20 protein-coding genes are annotated in these 24,125 nt (G+C 64.8%); 10 read left to right on the top strand and 10 right to left on the bottom strand.

All coding sequences use genetic code 11. The annotated features are described in order from the left end of the window. Positions 1–9 precede the first annotated feature (9 nt). Together ACVJ6E_RS01740 and ACVJ6E_RS01735 are read right to left on the bottom strand one after the other, a co-directional pair. Entirely contained in the window at positions 10–1,251 is a 1,242-nt protein-coding gene (locus tag ACVJ6E_RS01740; RefSeq protein WP_120269164.1) for a glycosyltransferase family 4 protein, read from the bottom strand. A gap of 63 nt (positions 1,252–1,314) precedes the next feature. Continuing rightward, on the bottom strand, positions 1,315–2,535 hold the full coding sequence (locus ACVJ6E_RS01735) for a glycosyltransferase (RefSeq protein ID WP_120269165.1): 1,221 nt from the start codon (positions 2,533–2,535) through the stop codon (positions 1,315–1,317). A gap of 198 nt (positions 2,536–2,733) precedes the next feature. Here ACVJ6E_RS01735 and ACVJ6E_RS01730 point away from each other — a divergent pair, with 198 nt between their 5' ends. The 5 genes from ACVJ6E_RS01730 (at position 2,734) to ACVJ6E_RS01710 (ending at position 8,974) form a co-directional block, all read left to right on the top strand. Next, on the top strand, positions 2,734–5,328 hold the full coding sequence (locus tag ACVJ6E_RS01730; protein ID WP_120269166.1) for an ABC transporter ATP-binding protein/permease: 2,595 nt from the start codon (positions 2,734–2,736) through the stop codon (positions 5,326–5,328). An 85-nt stretch (positions 5,329–5,413) separates the two neighbouring features. After that, positions 5,414–5,872: a cyclic nucleotide-binding domain-containing protein gene (locus tag ACVJ6E_RS01725; protein ID WP_120269167.1), complete on the top strand. Its 459-nt coding sequence runs from the start codon at positions 5,414–5,416 to the stop codon at positions 5,870–5,872. Between the two features lie 19 nt (positions 5,873–5,891). Continuing rightward, positions 5,892–6,710, top strand: a complete 819-nt coding sequence (locus ACVJ6E_RS01720) for an MBL fold metallo-hydrolase (protein ID WP_199681187.1) — start codon at positions 5,892–5,894, stop codon at positions 6,708–6,710. 52 nt (positions 6,711–6,762) lie between these two features. Continuing rightward, a complete protein-coding gene (locus ACVJ6E_RS01715) occupies positions 6,763–8,094 on the top strand; it encodes an adenylate/guanylate cyclase domain-containing protein (RefSeq protein WP_208996705.1) in 1,332 nt (443 codons plus the stop codon). A gap of 112 nt (positions 8,095–8,206) precedes the next feature. After that, positions 8,207–8,974 (top strand): SDR family NAD(P)-dependent oxidoreductase, encoded by a 768-nt coding sequence (locus ACVJ6E_RS01710; protein ID WP_120269169.1) that lies wholly within the window; start codon positions 8,207–8,209, stop codon positions 8,972–8,974. Between the two features lie 142 nt (positions 8,975–9,116). On the opposite strand, the gene ilvD is transcribed toward ACVJ6E_RS01710, so the two are convergent. The 6 genes from ilvD to ACVJ6E_RS01680 all read right to left on the bottom strand — a co-directional run bounded on the left by ilvD (position 9,117) and on the right by ACVJ6E_RS01680 (position 15,776). Further along, positions 9,117–10,961, bottom strand: coding sequence for a dihydroxy-acid dehydratase (gene ilvD / locus ACVJ6E_RS01705; protein ID WP_120269170.1), 1,845 nt, complete (start codon positions 10,959–10,961; stop codon positions 9,117–9,119). Positions 10,962–11,130: 169 nt separating this feature from the next. Continuing rightward, entirely contained in the window at positions 11,131–11,841 is a 711-nt protein-coding gene (locus ACVJ6E_RS01700) for an ABC transporter ATP-binding protein (RefSeq protein WP_120269171.1), read from the bottom strand. Then, a complete protein-coding gene (locus ACVJ6E_RS01695; protein ID WP_120269172.1) occupies positions 11,841–12,593 on the bottom strand; it encodes an ABC transporter ATP-binding protein in 753 nt (250 codons plus the stop codon). Before ACVJ6E_RS01695 ends, ACVJ6E_RS01700 begins: the two co-directional genes overlap by 1 nt. After that, entirely contained in the window at positions 12,586–13,587 is a 1,002-nt protein-coding gene (locus ACVJ6E_RS01690) for a branched-chain amino acid ABC transporter permease (protein WP_120269173.1), read from the bottom strand. Before ACVJ6E_RS01690 ends, ACVJ6E_RS01695 begins: the two co-directional genes overlap by 8 nt. Before the next feature lie 4 nt (positions 13,588–13,591). After that, positions 13,592–14,515 carry a branched-chain amino acid ABC transporter permease gene (locus ACVJ6E_RS01685; protein WP_199681188.1) on the bottom strand — a complete coding sequence of 308 codons (924 nt, stop codon included), beginning with the start codon at positions 14,513–14,515 and terminating at the stop codon, positions 13,592–13,594. A 94-nt stretch (positions 14,516–14,609) separates the two neighbouring features. Then, positions 14,610–15,776 carry an ABC transporter substrate-binding protein gene (locus ACVJ6E_RS01680; protein ID WP_120269175.1) on the bottom strand — a complete coding sequence of 389 codons (1,167 nt, stop codon included), beginning with the start codon at positions 15,774–15,776 and terminating at the stop codon, positions 14,610–14,612. Between the two features lie 401 nt (positions 15,777–16,177). Between ACVJ6E_RS01680 and ACVJ6E_RS01675 the strand changes: the two genes are divergently transcribed. Continuing rightward, positions 16,178–16,561, top strand: a complete 384-nt coding sequence (locus tag ACVJ6E_RS01675) for a hypothetical protein (protein ID WP_147421874.1) — start codon at positions 16,178–16,180, stop codon at positions 16,559–16,561. Between the two features lie 13 nt (positions 16,562–16,574). On the opposite strand, the gene ACVJ6E_RS01670 is transcribed toward ACVJ6E_RS01675, so the two are convergent. Together ACVJ6E_RS01670 and ACVJ6E_RS01665 are read right to left on the bottom strand one after the other, a co-directional pair. After that, positions 16,575–17,969 (bottom strand): DUF418 domain-containing protein, encoded by a 1,395-nt coding sequence (locus ACVJ6E_RS01670; RefSeq protein WP_120269177.1) that lies wholly within the window; start codon positions 17,967–17,969, stop codon positions 16,575–16,577. A 134-nt stretch (positions 17,970–18,103) separates the two neighbouring features. Beyond that, complete coding sequence (locus tag ACVJ6E_RS01665) at positions 18,104–20,443, bottom strand: bifunctional salicylyl-CoA 5-hydroxylase/oxidoreductase (RefSeq protein ID WP_120269178.1); 2,340 nt, start codon at positions 20,441–20,443, stop codon at positions 18,104–18,106. Positions 20,444–20,654: 211 nt separating this feature from the next. Here ACVJ6E_RS01665 and ACVJ6E_RS01660 point away from each other — a divergent pair, with 211 nt between their 5' ends. From ACVJ6E_RS01660 to ACVJ6E_RS01645, 4 genes are read left to right on the top strand one after another with little or no spacing between them, the layout of a single operon-like run. Beyond that, positions 20,655–21,428 carry an SDR family oxidoreductase gene (locus ACVJ6E_RS01660; RefSeq protein WP_120269179.1) on the top strand — a complete coding sequence of 258 codons (774 nt, stop codon included), beginning with the start codon at positions 20,655–20,657 and terminating at the stop codon, positions 21,426–21,428. Between the two features lie 34 nt (positions 21,429–21,462). Then, a complete protein-coding gene (locus tag ACVJ6E_RS01655) occupies positions 21,463–22,014 on the top strand; it encodes a MarR family transcriptional regulator (RefSeq protein ID WP_120269180.1) in 552 nt (183 codons plus the stop codon). Then, positions 22,007–22,876 carry an enoyl-CoA hydratase family protein gene (locus tag ACVJ6E_RS01650; RefSeq protein WP_120269181.1) on the top strand — a complete coding sequence of 290 codons (870 nt, stop codon included), beginning with the start codon at positions 22,007–22,009 and terminating at the stop codon, positions 22,874–22,876. The genes ACVJ6E_RS01655 and ACVJ6E_RS01650 overlap by 8 nt, the downstream gene beginning before the upstream one ends. 27 nt (positions 22,877–22,903) lie before the next feature. After that, complete coding sequence (locus ACVJ6E_RS01645; protein WP_120269182.1) at positions 22,904–24,103, top strand: acyl-CoA dehydrogenase family protein; 1,200 nt, start codon at positions 22,904–22,906, stop codon at positions 24,101–24,103. The last annotated feature ends 22 nt before the right edge of the window (positions 24,104–24,125 follow it).

Genomic DNA, 24,125 nt, shown 5'->3' with positions numbered 1-24,125 from the left:
TGGAGACCTTTAAGAGGCTTTTGCCTGTTCCTTCAGAAGGGAAGCGAACCGGACCGCCAGCCGGTCAAGGCCCGGATCCGTCGAAAAGCGCTGGCGAACATCCTTGGAGGCAGCCCGGCCAAGCCGCTCGCGCATCGCCGGATCGGCTATGAGCGAGGCAAGCGCGTCACGCAGGCGCGTGCGGTCTCCAGGCGGAACCAGCAGCCCGGTCTCTCCGCTGCGAATGAGCTCGGGGATTGCCGAGACGTCGGTGGCCAGGCAGCACAGGCCCATCGTCTGGGCCTCCATCAAGACGTTGGGTAAGCCATCGCGATCGCCGGACTTCGCCACCTTCGAGGCGAGGACAAAGAGATCGGCACGCTGTGTGGCTTCGATCACGTCCTCGCGCGGGCGTGCCCCGTGCCAGGTGATGCGGTCGGAGATGCCGAGGGAGCCGGCGAGATCCGCCAGGCGGGTCGCCTGCTCTCCGCCGCCGATATGCTCGAAGTGCCAGTCCAGTCCTTCTGGTAAGGCTGCCAGAGCCGCCAGAAGGTCGTCGTAGCCCTTCTTTTCCACGGCCCTGCCCACCGACATGATCCGGACCGGGCCTGCCTGTCCGCCGTCGCCTTTGCCGTAATTCTGACGGCCTGGGAAGGGGGAGAAGTCGAGCCCGTGATAGACCAGCTCCAGCTTGTCCGGCTGGGCGCAGAGCGAGCGGAGATGGTCGAGGTTGACCCGGGTGCAGGTGACACCCCAGGCGGCATCGTCGAGCTTCACCCGCAGATCCCATTCCTCGCTGGTCCAGATGTCCTTGGCATGGGCAGAAAACGACCACCCGCGGCCCGAAAGGTGAGCCGCATACCGCGCGACCGAACAGGGCGTGTGCAGGTAATGGGTATGGATCCAGGCGATATCGCTGGGCAGTTCATGTGCGAAGACGCAGGCCTGAGCCCAGCGTCGCTGGCGATTGGCATTCGATTCCTTCGCTAAATCGGCCATGAACAGAGCATGGGCATCGCGATAAGTCGGTTGACGTTCGGCCCAGCGTTTTGCCCGGGCGACGCGCGCTGGGTCGTCCTTCACATATTCCGGAAGATAGAGCACGTCGGCCGATATCTGCCGGTGCACTTCGTGGATAAAGGGGTCGTAAGGCTGGCGCAGGGCGACGATCAGCTGCCCGATCCCCCGGCGCTCAAGGCCTAGGATTTCCTGCGCGATGAAGGTCTCCGACAGGCGCGGATACCCTTTTACGACGACGGCAATGCGGGACATGCGATGCGAAGGTCCTGAAATCGTGAAGGTCGGTTCCGACCGGTGCGGATGAACGCGGATCGCTCAGGCGCGCACGGACGCGAGTTCCCTGACAGCGCCGCTCCGCTGCGCAAGGATGCGCTCCACCCGGTCGCCGATCACGTCCAGGCCGCCGAGCAGGTTGTCTATGCCGGCGGTGGAGGGGGGCGCGAGCCACGGTAGTTCCGCCAGTGCGTCGATCATCTTGTCGACATCGGGGTAATCATCGATCGGCAGCACCTTCAGCAGACCGATGGTCTCGGCGCGCGTTGCGCGGATCGACTGTTCGCGGCGGGGAACGACACGCGGCACGAGAAGCGTCGGCTTGTCGAAGGACAGAATCTCGCAGAACGTGTTGTAGCCGCCCATTCCCACGATCGCCTTGGCACCGGCCATATAGGGCTCGATGGTCGGAAGGAACCGCAGGATGTGCACGTCGCGAAGCGATTCTGCCCGTGCTTGGAACTCTACCGCGGCCTGTGCCGGCATGAACGGGCCGAGTACGATCAGAGCGGGAAAGAGCGGTTGCGCGCGCGATTCGTAAGCGCGCATCACCCAGTCGACCATCTCCACACCGTCGCCACCGCCACCCGGCGTGACCAGAATGTACGGTTCGTCGTCGAAGGGCAGGGGCTCGGTGATCCGCGCATCGGCCGGTACGTCACGGCGCAGATAGCCTGTGTTCACTGCCTTCGCGTGAACATTTGCGGACAGGCCCATGCCCGCCAGCGGGTCGTGCAGGTCGGGTGGGCCGTAGACCCAGATCTCGTCGTAGAGGCTCTCCAGGGCCGGGTCGACGTTCTTGCGCGTCCACTCTTCACGCAGCACCGTCGGGTCGTCCATCACGTCGCGCAGGCCCAGGATCAGGCGGGTGTTGCCACGCTCCTTGAGCATCTCCAGCGTGCCGAGGATCTCGCCGCGCAGGCCGAGAGGTTCCTTGTCGACGATCAGGATGTCCGGGTCGAAGACCTTGGCCGTGTGCTCGATGATCGAGGTGCGGATGGCAAGGATGTGCTCGATGTTGAGCGACAGCGACAGCGGCGTGTACTCGCCGTTGCGCAGCTTGATCACACCGGGAATGCGGACGAAGTCGACGCGCGAGCGAAACTCGAAGCTGCCGATGATCGGCGATCCCGACAGGATCAGTACGGACATGTCCGAAAAACGACGGGTCAGCGCATGCGCGATGGTACGGCACCGTCGCAGATGACCGAGCCCGAAGGAATCATGGCTGTAGATCAGCACTTTCGGGGCGCTATTGGTCATGCCTACCCATTCGGTCAGCGCGTCGGTACTGCCGCACGACCACGCGTCCCCATTGTCAGTCTTTCTCTATCTTCCGATTGCCGCCGATGCAAGGGCGAGGGTTATTGTTACTTGTAGCGATTTCGCTGGGCTGCGCTATGATGCGCGTGAGACCTGCCGGATGGTGAACAGGCCCGCGACCCGATAACGCGACCGACGATGGAAAAAAGCCTTTTCAAGTTCATCTGGCGATACAGCGCCCGTCAGCAACTGACGATCCTGCTCATCACGGTGATCGCCTATCCGGTCACCTATGTGCTGCTGGAACTGCCCAAGCTCATCGTCAACGACGCAATTCAGGGCGAGAACTTCCCGCGCGAGGTCTATGGGCTCGAGTTCGACCAGGTGTCCTACCTCGTCGTGCTCTGTCTCGCCTTTCTCGGCCTCGTGATCCTGTCCAACGGCATCAAGCTCGCCCTGAATGTTTACAAGGGGCGGCTGGGCGAGCGCATGTTGCGCCGCCTGCGATTCGAGCTGTTCCAACGCGTCCTGCGTTTCCGACTGCCGCATTTCAAGAAGGTCAGCTCCGGCGAGATCATCCCGATGATCACATCGGAGGTGGAAGACGTCGGTGGCTTCATCGGCGAGGCCGTGGCGCTTCCCGCCTATCAGGGCGGCATGCTGGCCGTGCAGATCGGCTTCATCTTCATGCAGGACCCCTTGCTCGGGCTGGCGGCCATTTCGTCCTACCCGATGCAGGCCTATGTCATCCCAAAGCTGCAGAAGCGGGTCGTTCTGCTGTCGCGCCAACGGGTGCGCAACGTGCGCGTGATCGCCGACAAGATCGGCGAGAGCATCGGCGGCGTGTCGGAAATTCACGCCAACGATGCGTCCGCTTGGCACTCCGCGGACATCTCCGAGCGCCTCTACACGAATTACCAGATCCGCTTCAAGATCTTCAACTGGAAGTATTTCATCAAGTTTTTGAACAACTTCATGAACCAGTTGACGCCGTTTCTGTTCTATCTGATCGGCGGTTGGCTGGTGATCGAAGGTGATCTTTCGATCGGTGCGCTGCTTGCCGTCATCGCTGCCTACAAGGATCTTGCCGGCCCCTGGAAGGAGCTGCTGGCTTACTATCAGATGGTTGCGGACGTCGAGGTGAAGTACCAGACCGTGGTCGAGAACTTCGATCCTGCCGACATCTATCCGGTCACGCGGCTGACGGACGACAACGCGGACGTAGATCTGTCCGGCGATCTGGTGATGCGCAGCGTCAGCTTCTCCGGCGGCGCTGCGGGGCAGGAAGTCTTCGATGTCTCGTTGACGGTACCAGCCGGGGCTCAGGCGGCTGTCGCCGGGCCGGACGGATCCGGTCGATCCGAAGTCCTGCAACTAGCAGCCGGCCTGCTGGGCGCGACGAGCGGACGGGTCGAGATCGGCGGGCACAATCTCGACAATCTGGGCGAGGCGGTGCTGGGCCGTCAGATAGCCTATGTCGGCCCTTCGGTGCATGTGTGGACCGGTACGGTACGAGACAACATTTTCTATGGCCTGCGCCATCGCCCGTTGCGCGTCCCGGAGCGGGAAGGCGAGGACAAGGCCAGATACGCTCGCTGGCTGGCCGAGGCGCGTGCAACGGAGAACCCGGATTACGACATCCAGGCCGAATGGGAGGACTTCCAGGCCGCCGGTGTCGATACGATTGACGACCTGGACTCGCGCGCGCTCGAGCTCATCGAAATGACCGGCCTTGCTGCGGATGTTTTCCGAATGGGATTGCAGTCGCCCATCGACCCGGCGCGCCATCCGGAGTTCGCCGACCGCGTGCTTGCCGTGCGCAGGGCGCTGGCCGACAGGGTCGCCGGAGACGGCCGTCTCGCTGCGATGGTCGAGTTGTGGGATGTCGAGCGGTTCAACAACTCTGCCAGCCTTGCCGAAAACCTGCTCTTCGCAATGCCGGTTGATCCGACGGTCGGCATCTACACCCTGGCATCGGACCCGGATGTTGCTGCTGCGCTCGACGAGACGGGCTTGCGGAGCCGGCTGGTCGAGATCGGCCTGAAGATCGCCGGCACGATGGTCGAGCTGTTTGCAAATGTCAGCGACGATTCCGGCCTGCTCGGGGATTACTCCTTCATCACGCTAGACGAACTGCCGGAGTTCGACAGGATCGTGCGCACCTCTCGCCTTGAATCGTCGAAGGGGCAGCTGCGCGATCCCGACAAGGAGCGGCTGATTGGGCTGGCCTTCAAGCTGATTCCCGCCCGTCACCGCCTCGGCGTTCTGGACGATGCCATGCGTGAGGAGATCGTTGCGGCGCGCGCGGCCTTCCACAAGCGGTTGAACGGCGACCAGAGCCGCTTCGTTGTCTTCGACCGCGACAGTTTCATCGCGCCGATGTCCATCGAGGACAATCTGCTGTTCGGGCGCCCACGCGTCGACCGGCGCGATGCGCGCGAGAAGATCGACGGTCTCATCCGGTCCATCGTCGACGAAATGGAACTGCGCCGTCCGATCGTGCGTGCGGGTCTCGACTTCCATGTCGGTGTCGCGGGATCGCGTCTGTCCACGGGGCAGCGGCGGCGCGTTGCGCTGGTGCGGGCGCTGATGAAGAACGCTCCGATCACCATCCTTGACGATACCGCGGGCAGCGGCAGCGACGACGACAAGGCCTTGCGCGCCTCGATCCGCAAGGCGCTCAAGGGCCGCATGTTGCTTTTCGGCGCGCCCAATTTGATCGTGGCGGGCGAATTCGACCATAGTATCGTTATGAACCAGGGACGTGTTGTGGATGAGGAAGGTGCCGGATGAAGCATCTGCTCGCCCCCGTTGACGCCCCTTACCTGACTGCGGACGAGGCCGGTACCGTTCCGGCCGCACTCCCGAAGGAGGACATGTGACCCTTGACGCGGAAGTCGATGCACTGCGGCGCGTACCGCTTTTCCGAGGCATCGACGCCACCAAGCTGAGGCTCCTGGCCTTCATTTCCGACCGGACGAGTTTCACGCCGGGCGAGCACCTTTGCGATCAGGGGGACGAGGGCGATTCCGCGTTCATCATCCTTGCCGGTGAGGCCGAGGTGCGCGTGAGCACGCCGGACGGCGAACGCGCAGTGGCGCGGCTGGGCGAGAATTCGATAGTTGGCGAGATCGCGATCCTGTGCGACGTTCCCCGGACGGCCACTGTCGTAGCTACCAAGGAGATGGACGTCCTCACCGTTTCGAAGGACGATTTCCTCCGTCTCCTCAAGGAGTTCCCGGATATGTCGCTAGAGGTGATGCGTACGCTCGCCAAACGCCTGGATCGTACCACCCAGGATCTCGTCGCACTCCAGTCCTCGGGCGGCAGGGCGTGAAGACGGGGATGGCCTTTCTGTGACCCTTTCGCTGAAGCTGTGGGGCGTGCGCGGATCGACGCCGACGCCCGGTCCATCGACACTGCGCTACGGCGGAGAAACGACGTGTTTCGAAATTCACGCCGGCGATGACATCTTCATGATCGACTGCGGATCGGGGGCGCGCAGTCTCGGTATGGAACTGCACGCCCGCCCGCCGGCGGAATACGATCTCTTCTTCACCCACACCCATCTCGATCATATCTGCGGGTTGCCGTTCTTCACCCCTGCCTATGACGATAGGTTTTCCATCAATGCCTGGGCCGGGCATTTTGCCGACAGTTCCGGGCTGATGGATATCATCTGTCGCATCATGTCTCCGCCGATCTTTCCCGTGGCGGCCAACACGCTGCGCGCCGTGACTTTCCGCAATTTCCGCGCAGGCGGCGAGGTCGAGCGAAAGGGCGCTGCACGCCTGACGACGATTGCGCTCAATCATCCGGGCGGCGCGACGGGCTACCGGATCGCGCACGAGGGCAAATCGATCTGCGTGATCACGGATCACGAGCACGGCGATGCCGAAGTGGATCGGGCTGTCCGGCGCTTCGTGGAAGGCGCCGACGTGATGATCTACGATGCCATGTACACGGACCAGGAATACGCCCGCTACGCCGGTTGGGGGCACTCCACCTGGCAGAAGGGTGTGGAATTGGCGCTGGAAGCCGGCGTTTCGCAGATCGTCCTGCATCACCATGACCCTAAGAGGTCCGACGATGCGCTCGACGCCATCGGCGAGGAAGCTGCGCGCCGGCACCCCGGCGCCGTCGTCGGGCGTGAGGGGATGGTTGTCGTTCCCTGACCCGCGGGGCGATGTATCCTTTTGCAAGGGCGTGACGGCGAGGGGAGGGGCGTTGGCACAAGCCGATAACAGGGGCGACCCCGCAGGCGGCGTTCCGGCACGGGTGCGATCGGAAATCGCTCAGCGTGAAAGCGAGGCAGAGCGCCTGATCGGCTGGATCCAGCTGGCGATGGTGCTGTTCTTTGCAGTGCTTTACACGCTCGCGCCCCGGGCGGAAGGCGGCGGCGGATTCAACTTCGTCCCCCTTGCTCTTGGCGCCTACTTCCTCTTCACGATCCTGCGCCTGGTCCTGTCGTACCGGATGGTCCTGCCGTTCTGGTATCTGGTGATTTCGATCATCGTCGACGTGGCGCTGTTGTGCGGGCTGATCTTCTCTTTCCACATCCAGTACGCCCAGCCGGCAACCTTCTATCTGAAGGCGCCGACGCTGATGTATCTGTTCCTCTTCATCTCGTTGCGGGCGCTGCGCTTCGAACCGCGCTTCGTGCTGATCACCGGTCTTGTCGGAGCGCTCGGCTGGGGAGCGCTCGTGCTGTACGCCATCGTCCAGGGCATGGGGACCATGTCCATCACCCGCAACTACGTTGAGTACCTGACCTCCAATGCGATCCTTATCGGCGCGGAACTGGACAAGGTAATCGTCGTGCTCGGTGTCACGATGTGCCTCTCTGTCGCGCTTTACCGCGGTCGCAGGATGTTCTTCGAGGCGGTGCGCGATCATACGGCGGCCGAGGACCTGCGACGGTTCTTCGCGCCAGAGGTCGCCCGGTCGATCACCGGCGCCGAGGAGGAACTGGTGGCCGGGCAGGGCAGCCTGCGCGATGTCGCGGTCATGATGATCGATATCCGCGGCTTTACCCGTATTGCGGCGAGCCTGCCTCCCGAGACCGTGATGGTGGTCCTCTCCCGATACCAGGAATCTGTGCTCGAGGTGATTGCGCGCCACGGCGGCGAGGTCGACAAGTTTCTCGGCGACGGAGTTCTTGCAACCTTCGGGGCTGCGCGGCCGAGCTCGACGGCGGTTGCGGACGCCCTGCGCGCTGGCATTGAACTGCCGGAGACGTTTGCCGCCCTGGCGCCGGAACTTTCGGCTCTCGGCTGGCCGGAGCCATTGCGAGCAGGCGCGGCGATTGCGTCCGGCCCGGTCACGGTCGGGGTCGTCGGTGCGGCCGGCCGGCTGGAGTTCACCGTTATCGGAGACGCGGTGAACCGGGCGGCAAAGCTGGAAGATGCCAACAAAGGGCAGGGCTCCATCGTGCTTACGGACCGCGCGACGTATGAGGCTGCTCTCAAGCAGGGAACCCCGGATTTCGGGCCGGAAATTCGACCTTGTCAGGTCGTTCCCGGACTGTCCGAACCGCTCGATCTCGTTGTTCTCGCATGACGTTAGGTCATGGATGGCAGGTGCTTGACCGGCCGGTCGCTTCCTGCCACCTCTTGCTCACCGATACGGTCCAAGGGAGTGCGCTGCACTTCGATACAATCAGGGAGTGAACATGAAGCTTGGGGAAGGGATTGCCGCTGTCGTAACGGGCGGTGCGTCGGGCCTTGGTGCTGCTACGGCTCGCCGTCTTGCCGCCGCCGGCGTCAAGGTCACGCTTTTCGACATGAACGTGGAGCAGGGCGAGGCGATTGCCAAGGAAATCGGCGGCGCCTTCGTTGCGGTCGACGTGACCAGCAATGACAGCGTGAAGGCCGGCTTTGCCGCCGCTCGCGAGCATTTCGGCGTCGAGCGTATTCTCGTCAACTGCGCGGGCATCGCGCCGGTCGCCAAGACCACCTCGCGCGGCGAGCCGCATCCGCTGGACATGTTCGAGAAGGTCATTGCGGTCAACCTGATCGGTACCTTCCGCTGCATCGCGCATTCGTCGACGGCGATGGTGGAACTCGAGCCCATCACGGCGGATGGCGAGCGCGGCGTGATCGTCTCCACCGCCTCTGTCGCGGCTTTCGACGGCCAGATCGGACAGGTCGCCTATGCCGCCTCTAAGGGCGGTGTTGCAGCCTCGACGCTGCCGATCGCTCGTGACCTGTCGAAGTCCGGCATTCGCGTCATGACCATCGCGCCGGGCATCTTCGAGACGCCGATGCTGCTGGGACTTTCTCAGGAAGTGCAGGATTCGCTCGGTCAGCAGGTGCCGTTTCCCTCGCGTCTCGGCCGTCCGGCGGAATATGCGGACCTCGTCGCGGCAATCTGCGAGAACCCGATGCTCAATGGCGAGACGATCCGTCTGGATGGTGCGATCCGCATGGCACCGCGCTGATGCGCTGGTGCCTGTAGGGGCGAGCACCGGCCGATACGCTGGTGCTCACCTTTCAGGGCAGCCGCCGCAGTCTTGAGTCTTGAGTTCGAAATGAAAACGGCCGCCCAATGGGCGGCCGTTCTTTTGTTCTGCTGGTGCTCGCTCAGTCGACGCGGCGCACAGCACCTTCTGCGGCCGAGGTCGCAAGCAGCGCATAGGCCTTCAGGGCCGTGGAGATCTTGCGCGTGCGCTTCTCACCCGGCTTCCAGGCGTCCGCGCCCTTGGCTTCCATCTCCGCGCGGCGACGTGCCATTTCCTCGTCAGAGACGACGAGATGGATCGTGCGGTTCGGGATGTCGATCTCGAGCGTGTCGCCCTCCATCGCAAGGCCGATCTCGCCGCCTTCCGCCGCTTCCGGCGAAACGTGGCCGATGGACAGGCCCGAGGTGCCGCCGGAGAAGCGCCCGTCGGTGACGAGGGCGCACTTCTTGCCGAGGCCCTTCGACTTCAGATAGCTCGTCGGGTAGAGCATTTCCTGCATGCCGGGGCCGCCACGCGGACCTTCGTAGCGGATCAGCACCACATCACCTGCTTCGATCTTGCCGGTCAGGATGCCGCTGACGGCGCTGTCCTGGCTTTCGAAGATGCGGACGCGGCCGGTGAACTTGAGGATGGACTCGTCGACACCCGCCGTCTTCACGATGCAGCCATCGCGGGCGATGTTGCCGTAGAGAACCGCAAGCCCGCCGTCCTGGGAGTAGGCATGCTCCTTGGCGCGGATCACCCCCTTCTCTCGGTCGGTATCGACGCTGTCATAGCGGCAATCCTGGGAGAATGCGGTCTGGCTGGGGATGCCTGCCGGACCGGCGCGGAAGAAGTCGTGAACGCTCTGGCTGGTTGTACGCTTGACGTCCCAGCGATCCAGCGCATCGGCAACGCTCGGCGAATGGACCATCGGCAGCGACGTGTCCAGCAGACCGGCACGGTCGAGTTCGCCGAGAATGCCCATGATGCCGCCGGCCCGGTGCACATCTTCCATGTGAACATGCGAGACCGACGGAGCGACCTTGCAGAGCACCGGCACCTTGCGCGACAGCTTGTCGATGTCTGCCATCGTGAAGTCGATCTCGCCTTCGCGCGCCGCGGCCAGCAGGTGCAGGACGGTGTTGGTCGAGCCGCCCATGGCAATGTCGAGCGACATGGCGTTGTGGAAGGCTTGGCGGTTGGCAATCGAGCGCGGCAGCACGCTCTCGTCGTCCTGCTCATAGTAGCGGCGGGTGACGTCGACGATCAGGTGGCCGGCCTCGACGAACAGTCGCTTGCGGTCCGCGTGGGTGGCGAGCGTCGAGCCATTGCCCGGCAGCGACAGGCCGAGAGCCTCGGTGAGGCAGTTCATCGAGTTGGCGGTGAACATGCCGGAGCAGGAGCCGCAGGTGGGGCAGGCGGACCGCTCGATGGCCTGAACGTCCTCGTCCGACATGCTGTCGTCGGCAGCGGCGACCATTGCATCGACCAGGTCGAGGTGGCGCTCCTTGCCGTCCGCCAGCTTCACCTTGCCGGCTTCCATCGGACCGCCCGAGACGAACACGACCGGGATATTGAGGCGCATCGCGGCCATCAGCATGCCGGGGGTGATCTTGTCGCAGTTGGAGATGCAGACCATGGCGTCGGCGCAATGCGCGTTGACCATGTACTCGACGCTGTCGGCGATGATCTCGCGCGAGGGCAGCGAGTAAAGCATGCCGTCATGGCCCATCGCGATGCCGTCGTCGACGGCGATCGTGTTGAACTCCTTGGCGACGCCGCCGGCAGCCTCGATCTCGCGAGCGACCAGCTGGCCGAGGTCCTTGAGGTGCACGTGGCCCGGCACGAACTGGGTGAAGGAATTGACCACGGCGATGATCGGCTTGCCGAAGTCTCCGTCCTTCATGCCTGTGGCACGCCACAGGCCGCGCGCGCCCGCCATGTTGCGTCCGTGGGTGGTGGTTCTGGACCGGTAAGTCGGCATGCTCGCCTCGATCAGTTCGTATGACTATTAGTTTGGAAGGATGGGGTACGAGATCGGAACCGCAGACGCAAGGAAATTGCGGGACGGGCTCGCAATACGGCCATGCATTGCGCGCAAGGGTGCCGGATCGGGGACGCCGATCTCTCGCAATGGCTGAAATGAGCGGTTTTTACACGCTGAGATAGCGCTCGCGGATCGTCGGGTCGGCCTTCAACTCGGCGCTGGTTCCGCTCCAGGCGACTTGCCCCTTCTCGACCACCACATGCCGGTCGGCCAGAACCTCCAGCGCCTCGACATTCTTGTCGACCACGAGGATCGACTGGCCGTCGCCCTTGAGCCTTTCGAGGCAGGCCCAGATCTCCGCGCGGATCAGCGGAGCCAAGCCTTCGGTCGCCTCGTCGAGGATGAGGAGTTTCGGGTTGGTCATCAGCGCCCGGCCGATGGCGAGCATCTGCTGCTCGCCGCCGGAAAGCTGGTTGCCCATGTTGGAGCGGCGCTCTTTGAGCCGCGGAAAGAACTCGTAGACCCGCGACAGCGACCAGCCAGGCGTTGCACCGAACCGGTTCGCGGAGGTGGCGACGAGGTTCTCTTCCACCGATAGGGTCGGAAACACCTGACGGCCCTCCGGCACCAGGCCGATCCCGCATTGTGCGATCCGATAGGAGGGCGCGCCCGTCAGATCCGCTCCTTCGAAGCGGATCCGGCCATTGCTGGCCGTCATCATTCCCATCAGCGTTCGGATGGTCGTGGTCTTGCCCATGCCGTTGCGGCCCATCAGCGTCACGACTTCGCCGGTGCCGACGGTGAAGCTCATGCCGAACAGCACCTGCGCCGCGCCATAGGCGGCCTCGATGCCGTCCAGTTCCAGCAGATGGCTCATCAGGCGGCCTCCTCGCCAAGATAGGCTTCCCGCACCTTGGTGCTGGCGCGGATCTGGTCCGGCGTGCCGGTCTCGATGATCTGTCCGTAGACGAGCACCGAGATCCGGTCGGCGAGCGCGAAAACCGCACTCATGTCGTGTTCGACCAGAAGCATCGCGTAGCGCCCCTTCAATTGGCCGAGGACCTCGACCAGACGGTCGGTCTCCTCGCGGCCAGTACCGGCCATCGGCTCGTCGAGAAGCAGCAGCTTGGGCTCGCAAGCCATGGCGATGGCAAGCTCCAGCGCGCGCTTTTCCCCATGCGACAGGATGCCGGCCGGCAGGTCAGCGCGATGCGAAAGGCCGAGTTCTGCGAGGCAGGCGAGCGCGCGGTCATTGAGGTCGCGGTCGCGCGAGACGTTGCGCAGAAAGCGGAACGAATGGCCCTGTTTCGCCTGCAGCGCCAGAGCGACGTTCTCGCGGGCGGTGAAGGCAGGCAGGATCTCGGTGATCTGGAACGAGCGCGCAAGCCCGGCACGCGCCCTTGCATGCATCGGCAGATGGGTCACGTCCTCGCCGGCGAAGCGGATGCTGCCGCCGTCCGGCCGCAGCGAACCGGATATCTGGCCGATCAGCGTGGTCTTGCCGGCGCCGTTCGGACCGATGATCGCGTGGATTTCGCCGGGCAGTACGTCGAGAGAGACGTGGTCGGTGACCTTGAGCGCGCCATAGGCCTTGGTGAGGTCCTGAAGCTGCAGGATGGGATCAGCCATTTTTGCGTCCTCCGCCGAGCATTGCGGTCAGGCCGCCCTTGCCGAACAGCACGACCAGCACGAGAAGCGGGCCGAAGATCAGCCGCCAGTGTTCGGTGAAAAGCGCCAGCACCTCTTCCAGGATGAGGAAGCTTGCGGCCCCGACAATGGAGCCTGCGAGCGAGCCGAGACCGCCCAGCACCACCATGACGATGAGTTCGCCCGACCGGTGCCAGGACATGTAGGCCGGCGACACGAAGTTTGTGGCATTGGCCAGCAGCGCACCGGCAACACCGGCCATCATTCCCGCGATCACATAGGCGACCAGCCGGTACCAGTAGGGATCGATGCCGACGGCCCGCAGCCGCATCTCGCTCTGCTTGGCGCCCTGCAGAACCCGGCCGAAACGGGAGGCGACGATGACCCGGGCGATGACATAGCTCAGCATCAGCATGCCAAGGACGACATAGTAGAACGTTGTCCGGTCGCCGAGGACGGACGCGCCGAAGATCTCGGTGCGGCCCCAGATGGTCAGCCCGTCGTCTCCGCCATAGGCCGACAGGGAGGTCGCCGTGTAATAGGCCATCTGACCGAAGGCGAGGGTGATCATGATGAAGTAGACGCCGCGCGTCTTCAGGCTGATCGCGCCGGTAATCGCGGCGAACAGGCCGCAGACGAGCAGGGTGATGGGGAGCGAGATGGTCACGTCCCAGTAGCCGTGCTCGGCCAGGATGCCCACGCTATAGGCGCCGAGACCCAGATAGGCCGCATGGCCGAAGCTGACGAGAGCGCCGAAGCCGAGGATCAGCGACAGGCTGACGGCGGCGATGGCAAAGATCATCACGCGGATGGCGAAGAAGACGAAGAACGTATCTTCCATCACCATGGCCACCGGCGGCAGCAGGGCAAACAGGAGAAACGCGACGCCAGCGATCAGCGTCTCGCGAGACCGCCGCGGGGCCGGGGGAGCTGAGCTCGTTGCAGGCTCTGTCGTGGAGATGGGACTTGCGGTCATCGGCTCAGCCTCCACGTGCCGGGAAGAGGCCGGTCGGCCGGAAGAACAGGACCGCAGCCATCAGGAGATAGATCAGCATCGAGGCGATGGCCGGGCCGACGCTGTTTGCGGCGGACGGCGACATCACCAGCTTGGCAATGTCGGTGGCAAAGCCTCGGCCGAGCGTGTCGACGAGCCCGACGATCAGCGCAGCGATGAAGGCGCCGCGGATCGAGCCGATGCCGCCGATCACGATGACAACGAAGGCCAGGATCAGGAGGTTGTCGCCCATGCCCGGCTCGACGACCAGGATCGGCGCGGCGAGAATGCCGGCAAAGCCCGCGAGCATCGTACCGAAGCCGAAGACCAGCATGAAGAGGCGGCGGATGTCGACGCCCAGTGCCGCGACCATCGGTGCGTTGGTGGCGCCGGCGCGCACCAGCATGCCGGCGCGGGTGCGGGTGACGAGGATGTAGAGCACGGCCGCAACGACCAGGCCGGCAACGATCAGCGCGATGCGGTAGACCGGATAGAGCAGGCCGTCCATCAGCTCGAAGGAACCGCTCAGCAGGTCCGGCATCGGCAGGGTCAGCGGGGTCGAGCCCCAGACCGTGCGGACCGCCTCGTTGAGAAACAGAATGATGCCGAAGGTCGCCAGCACCTGATCCAGGTGGTCTCGATCGTAGAGGTGTCGGAAGACCAGCAGCTCAAGCACAAGACCAACGACCAGTGCGCCGAGCATGCCGAACAGCAGGGCGCCCCAGAAGGTGCCGGTAAGGCTGTATCCGGTGACGGCGAGATAGGCGCCGAGCATGTACTGGACGCCGTGCGCCAGGTTGATGAAGTCCATGACGCCGAAGACCAGCGTCAGTCCAGCGGCGATCAGGAACAGCAGGATGCCGAGTTGCAGGCCGTTCAGCGTCTGGACGGCAAGAAGGGTGGCGCTCAACGGACCGGCCTCGTCGGTTGCGCAAGCTTTGCGGTGGGATGGGGTCGGGCGAAAGTCCCGCCGGGGCGTGCACATGCCCCGGCGGGGAACTGCATCAGTTCATTCCGCACTCGCCGACATAGGCGTCGATCTTGTCGTCGAACACCATCTCGACGGTCTCTGTGGCATACTTGCCGTCGTCGCGCTTCACGGCCTTCACCACATACACGTCCTGGATCGGGAAGTGGTTGGTGTTGAACTTGAACTCGCCGCGCACGCTTTCGAACGGAGCTTCCTTCATCGCGGCCATCAGCTTGGCCTTGTCGGCCTTGCCGCCGGCCTTCTTCACGGCGCCGTCGATCAGGCGTGCCGCGTCGTAGCCCTGCGAGGCGTAGATGGACGGCACGTAGCCGTATTCAGCTTCGAAGGCGGCGACGAAGGCCTTGTTGGCCTCGTTGTCGAGGTTCGGCGCCCACTGTGCGCCGGACAGCAGGCCGAGTGCGGTGTCCTGGGTTGCCGGCAGTGTCGTCTCGTCGACGGTGAAGGCCGACAGGAACGGTACCTGACCGGACAGGCCGGCCTGGGCATACTGCTTGACGAGGTTGACGCCCATGCCGCCCGGCATGAACACGAACACGGCGTCCGGCTTGGCCGCGGCGATCTTGGTTAGCTCCGAGGAGAAGTCGAGCTGGCCGAGCTGCGTGTACATCTCGTCGACGATTTCGCCCTTGAAGTAGCGCTTGAAGCCGGCGAGCGAGTCCTTACCAGCCTGGTAGTTCGGCGCCATGATGACCATGCGCTTGTAGCCGGCGTCCTCGGCATACTTGCCCATCGCCTCATGGTTCTGGTCGTTCTGGTAGGACGTGGTGAAGAAGTAGGGCGAGCAGGCCTTGCCGGCGATCGGCGAAGGACCGGCATTGCCGCCGACGAAGATCGTCTCGGCATCGATGATCGGCTTGTAGACGGCCATCATCACGTTGGAGAAGACGATGCCGGCCAGCATGTCGACCTGGTCGCGCTCGATCAGGCCGCGCACCTTGGTCAGGGCCGCATCCGGCTTCAACTCGTCGTCGACCACCAGAACCTCGGTGTCGAGACCGCCGAGCTTGCCGCCTGCCTGCTTCACGCCGAGCAGGAAGCCATCGCGCATGTGCTCGCCAAGTGCGGCCGGCGGGCCGGACAAGGTGGCGAGGAATCCGATCTTCAGGCTTTCGGCCTGAGCGGCCATGCCGGTCAGGCCAAGCGCCGCTGCGGCTACTGCCGCCGTGAACATACGCTTCATTCTAGTCTCCCCTCAGGACCGCCCGCATCGAGGCCCCCTGGCCTCTGCGTGCATCTGGATGGCATATGGTCGTTATCGCGGCTGTTTGGCCGCACCCGCTCTCTCGGCGGTCTGGAAATATTTTAAGCCTAAAATATTTCCTCTGTGAAGCCCCGTCATGCACAGACCAGCAAGTTAAGCATGCGGAAAGCGGAAACCGAATAGGCTCCAAGGGGTTTCAGGCGTGCATCGTGCGAGAGCATCTGGGGCAAACGGCCGAAAGGGTGGCAATGAGGGTGGCTTGGCACGGGAAGGGGAGAGCATCTGCGAGTGCTGCGGCACTTGCCGGCGCGCTCGCATGTGTGCTGGCGATGCCGCCGGCCGCACATGCTGATTCCGGCCCGGAGCCGGTTGATCCGGCCATGTCGCAAGCCTGCGCCGACATGGCCGCGGACTTTGCCGACCAGGACACACCGCGAGGCCCGGATGCGGGCGATGTTGCAGCTGCCGGCATCGATGGAGCAATTATCGGAGGCTTGGCCGGGCGCGACCGTTTCGGGACGGGCTGGAGTCCGGGAGGTGCTGCGCGCGGCGCACGTACCGGCGGCGGAATTGCCGCGCTCGAGGGGCTTGGCCGGGTGGACGAGCAGGCTTGGCAGGCCGCCTTCGACAGGGCTTATGCCGCCTGCATGGCGGGCAAGCCGCGCCCGCTGACCCGCCGGGAGCGCTGCCGGTCGACGGGTGTCGTTGTGGGAAGCGGGCAGCAGGGCGGCGTCGGCGTTTCCTCGCGCCGGGATTGCGACTGACGGCCGGCCCGCCTCAGGCTTTCCGGTCGCCGTCCATGGACGCCTGCGGTCCTTGCTGCACCAGCCAGCGCAGAAGCCATTCCAGCGGTCCTTGGCGCCCTGTGCGCTGCCAGGCGAGGGCGAAGAGGATCTGGGCGACGTTGATTGCGAACGCCGCCAACAGAAGCTGATGGTGCTCCATCGATCCGAACAGCCCGAAACCGAAGCCGTAGAACACGACGCCGCAGATCACCGTCTGGCCGATATAGACGGTAAGGGGGATCTTGCCGACCGCTACGAACGGCGCGAGCAGGATCCGCCCTGCGCTCCCGCGCGCCAGGAGGTTGGCCAGACCGATCAGGCCCAGACCGATCAACAGTCGGCGAAGATTGTAGAAATAGGCATCCCATGACCCGAGCGACCAGCTCTCGAAGCCCGGGATCGCGTTGGTGCCGTGCACCAGGAAACCGAGGAAGATACCGCCAGACAGTCCGACGAGCGCCATCGCGGCATATTGTCCGGTGCTCCAGCCGCCCGAAAAGGCTCCCAGGCGATAGAGGGCCATGCCGAAGAACATCATCGCGCCGACATCGAGGATGTGGTCCGTGAAGAACAGCGTTGTCTGCTCCTGGAAGGTTTCGGGAGCAAGGTTTCGCACCACATCGGTATAGCCGGCGAGGCGTTCGTCCATCTCCGCCAGAGCCATGCGCTCCAGCTCCTCGAACATGGCGGCCTCGTCGTCGCTTTCCTGTTGTTCGGTATCTGGCTGCGTGCTGTCGTTCTGCGGCTGGGCGAGGGGAGGCTGAGCGGCCTCCGCCGGCTGCGTGTCGATCCCTTCGCCCGGTTGTACTTGCTCGCTCTGGGCGGCCTCGAATGCGTCGCTGGAGATTTGGTCCAGCGACAGGCCGGTTCCGTCCTTGAACGAGGAGATGGCGAAGATCACCAGTCCGATCGCCAGCAGCTTGCGGCCCGACAGGTTGCGGAAGACGAACAGGAACATGCCGAGGAGGCCGTAGACGTAGAGCACGTCATGCGGCCACAGCAGCAGGTATCCGTGGACGATGCCGAACACGATCAACCACATCAGCCGGCGGAAGTAGAGGTCCGCCGCAGCCAGGCCGCCCGGGTTTCGGGCGTGCCGTTCCATCAGCAGGATCGCGGTCGCGCCGAAGATCAGCGAGAACAGCCCGCGCATCGTGCCATCCACGAAGATGACCACGAACAGCCAGGAGGCGACGTTCGAGACGACGGCCTCGCCCCATTCCTCAGGGAGGGAGAACGCGACCGCCGGCATGCCGAAGACGAAGATGTTGCGCCATAGGATGCCGAGGGCCGCAAGGCCGCGCAGGGCGTCCAGCACGACCAGGCGGCTCGACCCGTTCGCGCTGGCGAGCGAGTCGGCGCTGGTCCGACGGATGCTTTGATCCACGTTCTGATGTCCGGAAAAGGTGAAAACTCGCGCGAATGCTTACTCTCGAGCGCCGAGTCGCACAAGCGCGATTGCAAAGGGCGCGGCCTGCCGCCGCAGGTCGCACCCCTTGCCGTTTCGCCGGGTTTCCGGGTCTATTCCGCGGCTTCGCGGTAGGCCGGGTTGTGCGTCTTCGGCTTGGCCTTGAGCTTCAGCTCCTTCAATTCCTCGCGAGCGCGCTCGGCATTGCGCAGCAGTTGGAACTTGCCCGGCTGGTACTGCTTCGGCGCGAAAATATCGCCGGCGCCGTAGTCGCCGGCCGCGCGGAGCGTGAAGGCCGGATCCGCCAGGTGCGGGCGTCCCAGCGCGATCAGGTCGGCGCGTCCGGCCGCCAGGATCGTGTTGGCCTGGTCCGCCGAGGTGATGGCACCGACCGCCATCGTGGCGATATCGGCCTCGTTGCGGATCTGGTCGGCGAAGGATGTCTGGAACATGCGGCCGTAGACCGGCGAACTGGCCGGGCTGGTCTGGCCGGTGGAGACGTCGATGAGGTCTGCCCCGGCCTGCGCGAAGGCGCGGGCGATCACCACGCTGTCGTCGCCGGTGATGCCGCCCTCGATCCAGTCCGTCGCCGAAACGCGGACCGACATCGGCTTGTCCTTCGGCCAAGCCGCCCGCGTCGCCTCGAACACCTCCATCGGATAGCGCAGGCGGTTCTCGATGGAGCCGCCATACTCGTCGTCACGCTGGTTGGTGACCGGCGACAGGAAGCTGGCCAGCAGGTAGCCGTGGGCGCAGTGCAGCTCGATCATGTCGAAGCCGCAGGCGATCGCCCGCTCGACGGCGGCGACGAAATCCGCCTTCACCGCATCCATGTCCGCCCGGTCCATCGCCTTCGGCGTCTGGCTCTCCGGATAGTAGGGCAGGGCAGACGCCGACAGGATCGGCCATGCCTCGGCTTCTGGAAGCGGACGGTCCATGCCCTCCCACATCAGCTTCGAGGCGCCCTTGCGTCCGGCATGCCCGAGCTGCAGACAGATCTTCGCCTCGGACTGTCCGTGGACGAAATCGACGATGCGCGTCCAGGCTGCCTGCTGCTCGTCGGTCCATAGGCCTGCGCAGCCCGGGGTGATGCGGGCGGTCGGCGAAACGCAGGTCATCTCCGTGAAGACGAGACCGGCGCCGCCCATGGCGCGCGAGCCATAGTGGACAAGGTGGAAGTCCTGCGGCATGCCGTCGACGGCGGAATACATGCACATCGGCGAAACGACGAAGCGGTTCGCGACCTGCATCTCGCGCAGGCGCAGCGGCTGGAAGGCGGGCACCGTGGGGGCCTGCGTGTCGACGTCGAGACCGGACGCCTTGACCTTCTCGGCAAAGGCGCGGGTCGCGGCCGCCACGAAGTCGGGCGCGCGCAGCTCCAGATTGTCGTAGGTGATCGCCTTGGAACGGGTCATCACGCCGAAGGCGAAGGTGACCGGATCCATGTGCCAGTAGCGCTTCACGTGCTCGAACCACACCAGTGACACGTCCGCCGCGTGCTGGGTCTTCTCCACCTCTTCGCGGCGCGTTTCCTCGAAATCGGCAAGAGCGTCGGCAATGCTCGGCTTGCGCATGACGCTCTCGTAGAGCGCGATGGCGTCCTCCATGGCCAGCTTGGTGCCGGACCCGATGGAGAAGTGGGCCGTCGACTTGGCGTCGCCCAGCAGCACCACATTGCCCATCGTCGTGCGGGCGTTGCGGATCATCGGGAAGTTGCGCCACATCGAGCGATTGATGAGCAGCTTGTGGCCGTCGAGCTCTTCGGCGAACACACCTTCCAAGAAGTCGGCGGATTCCTGCTCGGACATCGCGCCGATACCGGCCTTCTCGAAGGTCTCCGGATCGGTCTCCAGGACCCAGGTCGAGCGGCCCGGCTCGTACTGGTAGGTGTGGGCGATGAAGATGCCGTGCTCGGTTTCCTTGAAGTAGAAGGTGAAGGCATCGAGCGGCTTGGTGGAGCCCATCCAGGTGAACTTGTTGGGCCGCATGTCGACCGAGGGGCGGAAGTGGTCCCGATGCGCCTCGCGCACCGCCGAATTGATGCCGTCGGCGGCCACGATCAAGTCGGCGTCGGGGAACTGTTCGATACCCGGCACCTCGGTCTGGAACTGCAACTCTACGCCTAGCTCGCGAGCGCGCTCCTGCAGGAGCAGCAGAAGCGTGCGACGGGAGCACCCGCAAAAGCCGTTGCCGCCGATCCGGAAGCTCGCGTCCTTGTAGTGGATCGCGATGTCGTCCCAGTAGGCGAAGTTCTCGGTGATCGCGCGATAGCTCTCGCGGTCGTACTTCTCGAAGGTTTCCAGCGTCTGGTCGGAAAACACCACGCCGAAGCCGAACGTGTCGTCCGCCCGGTTGCGCTCGTGCACGGTGATGCGGGCCGACGGGCGCGCCTTCTTCATGAGGATCGCGAAATAGAGCCCTGCCGGGCCGCCGCCGATGACCTCGATACGCATGACCAGATCCTTCCCTGTCCGTTCTCGGTTTGCGGGACATCGCCGCCGGCTGGATCTCCGCTGGCCTCCCGTCGGGCCAGCGTGCTGCCGGTATCGGGTCGCCGCATGGATGCGCTTGCGTCCCCCTCGCAGATATTTTAAGCTTAAAATAATTCGGGACGCAACGTCGTTCTGGTGGTGCGGCAACGACCGGAAAATTTCGGGGAGAGGCATGGCGAAAGAGGCTCCGTTTCACGGCCGTCACGCCCTGGTAACCGGGGGAACGCGCGGTATCGGGCTTGCCATCGCCCGCCGGCTGATCGCTGGCGGAGCGACCGTCACCATCCTCGGTCGGAACGCCGAGCGGGCGGAGGAGACCGCGCGCGAGATCGGGGCGGTGGGCTTTGCTGCCGCAAATGTCACCGACCGCGACGCCCTGACCGAGGCGCTCCGCAAGGCTGCCGCCAAGCACGGCCGGATTGCCATCCTCGTCAACAATGCCGGCCAGGCCGAGAGCGCGCCGTTTCTCAAGACTTCGCCCGAGCGCTTCGAACGGATGTTCTCCGTCAACCTGATGAGCATCGTGAACGCCTGCCATGCCGTGCTGCCGGACATGATCGAGGCTGGCAAAGGGCGCATCGTCAACGTCGCTTCCACCGCGGGGCTCAAGGGCTACCGCTATGTTTCGGCCTATGTGGCCGCCAAGCATGCGGTGATCGGCCTGACGCGCTCTCTGGCACTCGAAACAGCCGAGACCGGCGTGACCGTCAATGCGGTCTGTCCCGGGTTCGCTGATACCGATCTGGTGCGTGAGAGCGTTGCGAAGATCCGCGAGAAGACGGGTCGCGACGAGGCGGACATCATCGCGGACATGGTGCGCGATAACCCGCAGAAGCGGCTGATCGATCCCGATGAGGTGGCAGATACGGTCGCCTGGCTTGCGGGAGACGCCGCCCGCTCGGTGACGGGGCAGGCGATTGCGGTCGCCGGCGGCGAGGTGATGTGAGGGCGGGTCGATGGATGAGACCGGAAATGGCGGCATGACGGACGTTGAAGCGAACACTGCCGCGATCCTGCTCGACGCGGAAACTCGCGTGCATGGCGACGATCATCGCGCGGAGCTGCGCCTCTGGCTGCGCCTGCTGACCCTGACGAACCTGATCGAAAGCGAGATCCGCTCGCGGTTGCGCGGCGAGTTCGATGTGACGCTGCCGCGTTTCGACCTGATGGCGCAGCTGGAAAAGGCGCCCGGCGGGCTGACCCTCGGCGACCTGTCCCGGCGCATGATGGTCTCGGCCGGCAATGTCACCGGCCTTGTCGAGCGTCTCGTCCAGGATGGGCTTGTTGAGCGGCGCCCCGCGCCGGGCGACCGACGCTCGGCCCTCGTCAGTCTTACGCCGGAAGGGCGCTCCGGCTTCGAGGCGATGGCGCATGCCCATGGCGACTGGATCGGCGATCTGTTCGCGGACCTTTCTGATGCCGACATCGACGACCTGATGCGCCTGTTGGGACGGGCGAAGACATCGGCACGCACCGCTGCCGACCCGACACGCACAACGACTTCCACCGACAAGGAGCCGTCCAATGGCTGATGCCGCCGTTTCCGCCCCGCCCGCCGGCGCGCAGGAGACCTATTCGATCACGCTACCCGTGCGGGAGTATCGGCCGACCCATTTCCGTCTGGACGTGGACGGCAAGACGGCGGTGATCACGCTGAACCGGCCGGAGCGCAAGAACCCGCTCACCTTCCATTCCTATGCGGAGCTGCGCGACCTGTTCCGCGCTCTGCAGTTCGACGAGGAAGTGAAGACGGTGGTCGTGACCGGCGCCGGCGGCAATTTCTGCTCGGGCGGCGACGTCTTCGAGATCATCGAGCCGCTCCTGTCGCGCGACATGCCGGGGCTGCTGCAGTTCACCCGCATGACCGGTGAACTGGTCAAGGCGATGCGTGCGTGCCCGCAGCCGATCGTTGCGGCCATCGACGGCATCTGTGTCGGCGCTGGGGCCATCGTTGCCATGGCATCGGATCTGCGCGTTGGCACGGCGGGTGCGAAGGTCGCGTTCCTGTTCAACCGGGTGGGCCTCGCCGGCTGCGACATGGGCGCCTGCGCCATCCTGCCGAGGATCATCGGGCAGGGACGTGCCTCGGAGCTTCTTTACACCGGTCGCGTCATGAGCGGCGAAGAGGCCGAACGCTGGGGCTTCTTCAACCGACTGGCGGTGCCCGAAGCCGTGCTCGAGGAGGCAAAGACGCTGGCCGACAGCCTGTCCGCCGGCCCGACGTTCGCCAACGCCATGACCAAGCGCATGCTTCACATGGAGTGGGACATGTCGGTCGACCAGGCCATCGAGGCCGAGGCGCTGGCGCAGGCGGTCTGCATGAAGACCGAGGACTACCGCCGCGCCTTCGAGGCCTTTGCCGCGAAGCAGAAGCCTGTCTTCGAGGGTAATTGACGCGCCGTCGTTGAGGAGGAGGATCCGATGACCGACCTGAGCTTTCTCGACTGGCCGTTTTTCGACGATGGGCATCGGGCCTTCGCCGCACGTGTGGAGGCCTTTGCCGCGGCTGAGGTTGCCGGCCTTGCCGATCATCACGACGTCGACGGATCCTGCCGCCGGCTGGTCGCCGCGCTCGGAAGAGCCGGTCTGCTGCGCGCCGCGGTGCCAGCGTCCCATGGCGGCCTGCATGAGCGGCTGGACGTCCGCAGCCTGTGCATCGCCCGGGAAACGCTGGCCCGCTACAACGGCCTCGCCGATTTCGCCTTCGCCATGCAGGGGCTCGGTACGGGTTCGATCACGCTTGCCGGCTCCGACGAGTTGAAGGACCGCTACCTGCCGCCGGTCATGCGCGGCGAGAAGATCGCGGCCTTTGCCCTGTCCGAACCCGAGGCCGGGTCGGATGTGGCAGCCCTCGCCACCGTCGCGGAGGCCGACGGGCCGGATCATGTCCGCATCACCGGCGAGAAGACGTGGATCTCGAACGGCGGCATCGCCGACCACTATGTGGTTTTCGCCCGCACCGGCGAGGCGCCGGGCGCCCGTGGACTGTCGGCCTTCGTGGTGGATGCCGATGCGGCCGGGTTCTCGGTCAAGGAGCGCATCGACACCGTGGCGCCGCATCCGCTGGCCACCCTGGCCTTCGACGGCGTTCGCGTGCCGGTTTCGGCACGTCTCGGCCGGCCGGGCGAGGGCTTCAAGGTCGCGATGGCCACGCTCGACATCTTCCGCTCGACCGTTGGCGCAGCCGCGCTCGGCTTTGCGCGACGGGCACTGGCCGACACGCTGGAGCACACCACCAGCCGTCAGCTCTTCGGGGCGCCGCTGGCCGATCTGCAGCTGACCCAAGGCGCGCTCGCCGACATGGTCGCCGACGTCGATGCCGCCGCGCTGCTGGTCTATCGCGCTGCCTGGACCAAGGATATGGGCGCGCCGCGTGTGACCCGCGAAGCGGCGCTGGCCAAGATGGTGGCGACCGAGAATGCCCAGAAGGTGGTGGACCGCGCGGTCCAGCTCCATGGCGGCCACGGCGTGCGCGTCGGCTGCAAGATGGAGGAACTCTACCGCGATGTCCGCGCCCTGCGCATCTACGAGGGTGCAACCGAAATCCAGAAGATCGTGATCGCGCGTCAGGCGATCGCCGACCATGCCGCTCGCCGCTCCTCCGCGGCAGCGGCCGAATGACGACCATAAAACGCGCCGGAAA

The sequence above is a fragment of the Stappia sp. G46H5W genome (assembly GCF_058448995.1).
The sequence above is the reverse complement of the archived record's forward strand: the minus strand, read 5'-3'. Positions and strand labels throughout refer to the sequence as shown.